The sequence below is a fragment of the Acinetobacter lwoffii genome (assembly GCF_024129735.1).
In the GTDB taxonomy this organism is placed as follows: Bacteria; Pseudomonadota; Gammaproteobacteria; order Pseudomonadales; family Moraxellaceae; genus Acinetobacter; species Acinetobacter lwoffii_H.
In genome coordinates, this window is sequence record NZ_JAMXXK010000047.1 from 22,272 (window position 1) to 28,271 (window position 6,000).

Below are 6,000 nucleotides of genomic sequence, written 5' to 3' on the forward strand. Positions count from 1 at the left end.
GAAAGATAGGGAAAACCTCCCCGAGCAAGACTTAAGCATTGCTTTAAGTCGAAGCGCAAGAAAGGGAGGTTTGGAGTGGTTAAGTTAAAATAAGGTAGGACAGGGTTTTAAAAATATTAAAAATCATCCTTTTTATAAAGATGTGCCATGCGTTCGTGCTTGGTCTTGAGATATTGTTCATTAAAAGGGTTTAAACCCACAGTCAAAGGCACACGATCGATCACGTTAATTCCCTGGGCTTTTAAAGCCTCAATTTTAGAAGGGTTATTGGTCACCAGGCGTACTGCTTTCACCTGTAAATGATCCAGCATGATGCTGCACATATCATACTGGCGTGCATCTGCGGGCAGGTTCAGCATTAAATTGGCATCTACGGTGTCATGTCCCTGATCTTGCAGAGCATAAGCGCGAATTTTATTGGTCAGGCCAATGCCACGACCTTCCTGACGTAAATACAGAATGACCCCGCGGCCTAATTCATTGATCAGTTTTAAAGTCGCTTGCAATTGCGGGCCGCAATCGCATTTGAGTGAAGCAAAGGCATCACCGGTTAAACATTCAGAATGGACACGCACCACCACTGGCTCATCTGATATTTCTTCAAGTCCTTTGGAAAGTGCGACATGTTCTTCGCCAGTCTCAGGGTCTTGAAATACAGTAATTTTAAATTCACCGTGAGCGGTAGGTAATCTTGACGTTGCGACAAATTCGATTGGCACAGCTGAACCCGTTAAATCCTGAAATTGGCTAAAGTATAGCGTAATGATTGAACATTGGTAGAATTGCAAAGTCGAAATTCTGCAATAGATTTTCTTTTTTGTAGAAAGCGAACGATAATAGTTGATAAATAGTAAGATTATTCAGGATAATCGTAGGCTGCAATTTTTTCACCCCGACGAGATCATTGTTTAATATTGCATCGCTAGAAGCGTAGCTGAATTGAAGCTGCTACAATTCAGCTATATGATCGGGTACTCCCCATTGACCTAGCTTTAGATTTGCCAGGCTTTAGAAGGCTTTGCCATAATATGCTGTATACAGAAATCCCAACTCAACGCCCTGTAACACCGTTGCTTGATGCGATCAATCATCCTGAGCAACTGCGTGCACTCGAGCAAAGCCAGCTAGAACAAGTGGCGGATGAGTTACGTCAATTCATTTTGTATGCTGCCGGGCAAAGTGGCGGACATTTTGGTGCCAACCTTGGTGTGATTGAGCTCACCGTGGCCTTACACTATTGCTTTAATACGCCACATGATCGCCTGATCTGGGATGTAGGTCATCAAGCCTATCCGCATAAAGTGTTGACTGGGCGTCGTGAACAGCTCACCACCATTCGTGCCAAAGACGGTCTGGCTGCATTTCCGGCTCGTGAAGAATCTGAATTTGATACCTTCGGGGTAGGGCATTCTTCGACGGCGATTTCTGCTGGTCTGGGCATGGCCTTGGCGCGCCGTTATCAAAACAAGCCATGTGAGGTGGTGTCGATTATTGGCGATGGCGCCATGACGGCAGGTATGGCCTTTGAAGCCTTGAATGATGCCGTGGCACACAGTGCTGATCTGATGGTGGTGCTGAACGACAATGATATGTCGATTTCTTGCAGTACCGGTGGTTTTGCCAAACATCTGGCTGCCATTTGGGAGCGTGGTGAATTCGTTAATGTTACCGAGCAGGGAGAGGCTTATGTACAGCCGCATCCAGAGTGGCTGTATAACTCACGTTTGCACAGTGCAGCGACCGATGCTGCAGATAACTTATTCCAAGCCATTGGCTTTGACTATTTTGGCCCGTACGATGGTCATGATGTCAAACAGCTGGTGCATGTCTTTAATGCGCTGAAAAAGCGTAAAGGCCCACGCCTGATTCATGTCTATACTAAAAAAGGCAAAGGCTTTGCTCCGGCAGAATCCGATCAAATCAAATATCACGCGATTAGCAAAATCAACGCCGTTGCCGCCAGCAATACTGCACCGAAATATTCGGATGTATTTGGGCAATGGCTTTGCGATGAAGCGGCACAAGACACACGTTTGCTCGCGATTACTCCCGCCATGTGCGAAGGCTCAGGCATGGTGAAGTTTGCCAAAGAATATCCAGAACGTTTCTTTGATGTCGCGATTGCCGAACAGCATGCGGTTACCTTGGCTGCCGGTATGGCTTGTGAAGGCTTGAAGCCGGTGGTTGCAATTTACTCGACTTTCCTGCAACGCGGTTATGATCAACTGGTACATGACGTGGCTTTGCAGAATCTGGATGTTACTTTCGGTATTGATCGTGCCGGTCTGGTTGGTGAAGATGGCCCGACGCATGCCGGTGCTTATGACTATGCCTATATGCGTACTATCCCGAATATCGTGATCATGGCGCCGAAAGACGAAAATGAATGCCGTCAAATGCTGCATACAGCGTATTTGTATCCAGGGCCGGCAGCGGTACGTTATCCGCGTGGCAATGGACTGGGCGTCGATATCCAGCAAAAGATGATCGAGATTCCGATCGGTCAGGCGGAAATTGTGGCCAGCTTTAATGGGCAGTATGATGAATATATTTCTGTACTGGCATTTGGTAGCCGGGTACAGGCTGCAGTCGACGCTGCTGAAGCATTTGCCGTGAAACATGAGATTGGCGTGCGTGTGGTTAACATGCGTTTTGTCAAACCACTGGATACTCAAATGCTCGATGATCTCGCTTTAAGCACCAGTCTGTTTGTCACGGTGGAAGAACATGCAGTGATGGGCGGTGCGGGTAGTGCCGTGAATGAATATCTGGCAGAAGCGCAGATTGTCAAACCGATACTGAATTTGGGTCTGGATGATACATTTATGGCACAAGCGACTCATGCACAGATGTTACAGCAGGCGGGGCTGGATGCGCAAGGTATTGAAAAATCAATCAATCAGGCTTGGTCCAACCTAGGGCAAAGCGTCTTGTCATAATATCTTAAAAATTTTAGACACATTTTTCCCAAAAAAGCCCTGATATTTGCTAAGATATCGGGGCTTTTATGCATTATTCTTTATCAGTGTCTTCAAATTTGTAGTGGGTGTTCAATGGAACCTATGGTGGTGATGGCTGCGCGTGCGGCTCAGTTAGTTGGTCAAGAGCTTTTAAAAGCGCATCAGAATCGTCATAAACTCGATCTACAAGTCGAAGAAAAAGGAATTGATGGTCCGGTAACGCGTGTAGATCGTTATTTGGAACAGTTGACCATCGATACCCTACGTAAAAGCTATAAAAATCACAGTTTCCTTGGTGAAGAGTTTGGCTATCAGGAAGGGAAAGGTCATGACGCCGATTGGTGTTGGGTGATCGATCCGCTAGATGGTACTTTAAACTTCATTAACGGTTTCCCGCATTTCTGTATCTCTATCGCAGTTCAGCACAAAGGCATTACTCAACACGGGGTGATTTATGACCCGGTGAAAGATGAGCTATTCTCTGCCAGTCGTGGTCGTGGTGCCATGATGAACCAGCGCCGTATTCGTGTGAATGTTAAAGACAGCCTGGAAAATACCTTTATGGCTGTTGGTCACGCTTATCGTGCCAAGCGTAATGGCGAAGTTGTGTCTTATGCCAAGAACCATTTTCAAACCTTGTTAAACGTAACTGAAGCTGGCGCGCAATATCGTCGTTCAGGTTCTGCAGCATTGGATTTAGCCTATGTTGCTGCAGGTCGTTTCGATGGTTATTTCGAACTTGGTTTAAAGCCTTGGGATATCGCAGCTGGCGAATTGATCGTGAAAGAAGCAGGCGGTACTGTAGTTGATGCACGTGGTGGTAGCGACTCTATGGAAAATGGTCAAGTTTTGGCTTGTTCAATGAAAATGCTTAAGCCTTTAATGCAAGCAGTTGTTCCTGCTTGGGGTGAAGCAGCAAAATAATCGGGTTTAGATGAATCAGAACTAATATCGAGAAAAGGCGTCCTTCGGGATGCCTTTTTTATGCATGGAAATTTAAGTCGCCAGAGACTGGTACAGGTGTATTGATGTTTGCTTGAATACTGGAAATATCAGGTGAATTGGCGAAAAGTGACTTTTTATACCGCCTGTTACATTTTTTATTATATTTTAAGTATTAGAAATATATAGATAAATTAAGAATAAGGGAAATTAGTTTTAAAACTTAATGACATTGTGGAATATTCTGCTATAATTCCGCCACGCACTTAATTTCTGTTCTTTACCTGAACACTATCTTCTAATCATTGTATGCGCGTGCTGTCCATAGAGAGGACATATCCTTCGCGCCCCAATCGCTTAAGCGATTCCTTCAGGTTTGCGGCCGTAATCATGCGTGCGTTATATCCACATCGTCGTTACTCGGATCGCTGCTGAATCCTAATATTTTCAGCATTATTTGCTGTGCCGCTTTTTGCCGATGTCCATAATTGTTATTTATTAAATGGAGCACCCACTTCAGGGTGAATACTCTCTATGAGCAAAACTTTTGCTGATTTTTCCCTCGACGAATCTCTAACCCAGGCTCTCGACGCTTTAGGCTTTACTACTCCTACTCCTGTACAAGAACAAGCGATTCCAGCTGCGCTTGAAGGCAAAGACCTTCTTGTGTCAAGCCAAACAGGTTCTGGTAAAACTGCTGCATTCTTACTGCCTACGTTAAATGCGTTGGCAAACCAAGATACATTAGTACCGTTTAAAGACCGTATGAAAGCGGTTACTCAACCGAATATTTTGGTGATTTCACCGACGCGTGAATTGGCACAACAGGTATGTCAAGACGCAATCGCATTTGTACGTCACATGAAAGGTGTTCGTATTGCTGCAATCATGGGCGGTATGCCTTTCGGTAAGCAAATTCAACAGTTAAAAGGTGCGCAAGTTGTTGTTGCAACTCCAGGCCGTTTACTTGACCTGGTGAATCGTCGTCAAATCAAATTGGATAAAGTTGACGCGTTGATCGTCGATGAAGCTGACCGTATGCTTGACCTGGGCTTCTCTGAAGACTTAGAAGCAATTGGTGAGTTGGCTGCAAACCGCAAACAAACTCTTATGTTCTCTGCGACTTTTGCACCACGTATCATTACACTTGCAGAACGCATGATGAATGATCCAATGCGTATTTCGATCGAAACTGGTCACTCTACAAATACTGATATTACTCAGACTTTGCATTGGACTGACGGTTTCGAGCATAAGAAAAAACTTCTTACTCACTGGTTGAACGAAGAAGACGTTGATCAAGCAGTAGTATTTGCGTCAACTCAAGAAGACACAGATATGTTGGCTGAAGAACTTGCTGAAGCAGGTCTATCAGTTGTAGCACTTCACGGTGCTATGCCACAAACTGTTCGTAACCGTCGTTTACGCAGCATCCGTGAAGGTCGTGCGAAGATCTTGGTTGCAACTGACGTTGCAGCGCGTGGTCTTGACGTACCAACTATTTCACACGTAATTAACTTCGGTCTTCCAATGAAGAATGAAGACTATGTACACCGTATCGGTCGTACAGGTCGTGCGGGTCGTACTGGTAAAGCCATTACTTTGGCGACTTACCGTGAACGCGGTAAAATCCGTGCTTTAGAAGACTTCCTTGATGCACGTCTAAACGTATCTGAAATTGAAGGTCTTGAGCCATCTCCACCTCCTGCACGTGGTAGCCGTGATGGCGCTGGTCGCGGTCGTGGCCGTGATGGCGGTCGTCGTGATGGCGGTCGTGGTGGTTTCGGTGGTGGTCGTCGTTTTGAAGGCGAAAGCAACTTCAAACGTCGTGAAGGCGGTGATGATCGTCCACGTCGTAGCTTCGATGACAAACCTCGTGGCGAACGTCCAGCATTTGGCGAAGATCGTCCACGTCGTGACTTTGGTGATCGTCCAGCTCCACGTCGTGAAGGCGGTTTCGGTGATCGTCCACAACGTTCGTTTGATGACCGTCCAAAGCGTGACTTCGGTGATCGTCCAGCTCCACGTCGTGAAGGCGGTTTCGGTGATCGTCCACAACGTTCGTTTGATGACCGTCCAAAGCGTGACTTCGGTGATC

At 46.0% G+C, this 6,000-nt stretch carries 4 protein-coding genes; 3 read left to right on the plus strand and 1 reads right to left on the minus strand.

Features of this window, described 5'->3' with window-relative positions; genetic code table 11:
• Nucleotides 1–116 precede the first annotated feature (116 nt).
• Nucleotides 117–719 carry a GTP cyclohydrolase II gene (gene ribA / locus NI469_RS12645; RefSeq protein WP_004281536.1) on the minus strand — a complete coding sequence of 201 codons (603 nt, stop codon included), beginning with the start codon at nt 717–719 and terminating at the stop codon, nt 117–119.
• Between the two features lie 309 nt (nt 720–1,028).
• Here ribA and dxs point away from each other — a divergent pair, with 309 nt between their 5' ends.
• From dxs to NI469_RS12660, 3 genes are all read left to right on the plus strand, one after another.
• Nucleotides 1,029–2,939: a 1-deoxy-D-xylulose-5-phosphate synthase gene (dxs, locus tag NI469_RS12650; protein WP_005263785.1), complete on the plus strand. Its 1,911-nt coding sequence runs from the start codon at nt 1,029–1,031 to the stop codon at nt 2,937–2,939.
• 114 nt (nt 2,940–3,053) lie between these two features.
• Nucleotides 3,054–3,884 carry an inositol monophosphatase family protein gene (locus tag NI469_RS12655; protein ID WP_004281534.1) on the plus strand — a complete coding sequence of 277 codons (831 nt, stop codon included), beginning with the start codon at nt 3,054–3,056 and terminating at the stop codon, nt 3,882–3,884.
• Nucleotides 3,885–4,436: 552 nt separating this feature from the next.
• The coding region (locus NI469_RS12660) for a DEAD/DEAH box helicase (RefSeq protein ID WP_253148722.1) at nt 4,437–6,000 on the plus strand (1,564 nt) is incomplete at its 3' end.